This is a genomic window from Spirillospora sp. NPDC046719 (assembly GCF_040645715.1).
Lineage (GTDB): Bacteria > Actinomycetota > Actinomycetes > Streptosporangiales > Streptosporangiaceae > Spirillospora.
Map to the genome: position 1 here is coordinate 859 of NZ_JBEYYT010000791.1, position 1,547 is coordinate 2,405.

General features: G+C 77.4%; 1 pseudogene. It reads left to right on the forward strand.

Annotated elements, in window-relative coordinates:
• Nucleotides 1-326 precede the first annotated feature (326 nt).
• Nucleotides 327-1,547, forward strand: a pseudogene (locus tag ABZ914_RS50275) (hypothetical protein); the annotation flags it as partial.

Below are 1,547 nucleotides of genomic sequence, written 5' to 3' on the forward strand. Positions count from 1 at the left end.
GGGGGGTTTTCGGGCCCCCGTCGGCACCCCCTTGTGGGCGGGGGGGGGGGGTGCCCCCCGTTACCCCCCCGCCCCCGCTTTTCATGTCTCATGGCCTCCGCGCCCCCGCCCTGATGCCCCGGCTTGACCCGGACCGGCGGCCCCAGCACATCTCCGCGAAAGCGCAAGTCCTCGCGCTGACCTGCTTCGGCCACGAGCCGAAACCCTGCCCGTCCGAACTTTTTCCCTCCTGATCCGTGCGGATCGTCCGGCGGCCGATCCGAACCGGGTTCCGGTGCGTACTGCACCGTGGGTGAACGCCATCCCCGCGCCAGAGGGGAGGTCCCGTGGACCCGGGTTTTCTGCTGGACGGCCGGTACCGCTTGGAGCGGCGCCTCGCTCGCCACGGCCGGACGCAGGTGTGGTGCGGGCTCGATGCGCTGCTGGAGCGGCGCGTCGCCGTGACGGTCCTGGCGGTGACGTCCTCGGAGGACTCGCTGCGGGAGCGGATCAGGGACGCGACGCGGGCCGCCGCGTCCCCGGCCCACCCTTGCGCGGTCACCACCTACGACTACGGCGAGGCCGAGGCGGTGGACGGCGGCGCGCTGATGTACGTCGTGGCGGAGTTCCTGAGCGGCGAGACCCTCGCCGCCCGCCTGGCGCAGGGCCTTCCGGCGGCCCAGGAGGCCGTGGACGTCTGCGCGCGGGTCGCCGGGGCACTGGCAGCCGCCCATGCCTGCGGGGCGGCGCACGGGGCCCTGACGTCCTCCCAGGTGTTCCTCACCGCCGACGGGGTCAGGCTGCTCGGCCTCGACCCGGCGGGCGTGCTCGTCCGGGCCGGTGAAGGCGCGCCCGAGGCGGGCGACGGCGCGGACGACGACGTAAGGGCGCTCGGCCGGATCATCGCCGAGTGCCTGACGGGCGACCCGGAAGGCGCCGTGACCGGCCTGCCGGACCGTGTCGCCCAGCTTGTGGCGCGCTGCCGGGACCTGGACGCCGGAGCGGGCCGTCCTTCGGCGGCCGACGCGGCGCGCGTCCTCGCGGCGCAGGCGGAGAGCGTCGAGGCGCCCGCGGCGGTCCGGACACGCGTTCTCTCCGCCGAAGCCGGGCGGCGGGGACGGCCGCGGGGCCGCCGTGCGGTGGTCGTCGGCGGCGCCTGCGCGGCGGTGGTGGCGCTGGCCCTCCTGCCGCTGCTGATGATCCTCTCGTCGCTGCGGGACGCCCCCGCGGACGTGGCGGTGCCGCTGCCGAGCCGGCCGGCCTCCCGGCCGCCCCTCGGGTCGATGGAGGACCCGGCGAGCCGTCCGCCGCCCGTCCGGACGCCCGGTGCGGCGGCCTCCCCGGCCGTCCCCGAGCGGACGGTCCGCGCGGCGGCGGTGAGCGCGCTCGGGCGGATGCGGCGCTCGATCGACGTCGGCATGGCGACGGGCGAGGTCCGGCCGAGGTTCGGCACCGAGCTGGCGACCCTGGTCACCACGCTGCTGGACGAGGTGGACGGCGGCGCGCCCGTCGACCTCGGGCGGCGGATCGCGGGGCTGCGCTCGGCGCTGGCCGGGCGGGCGCCCGGC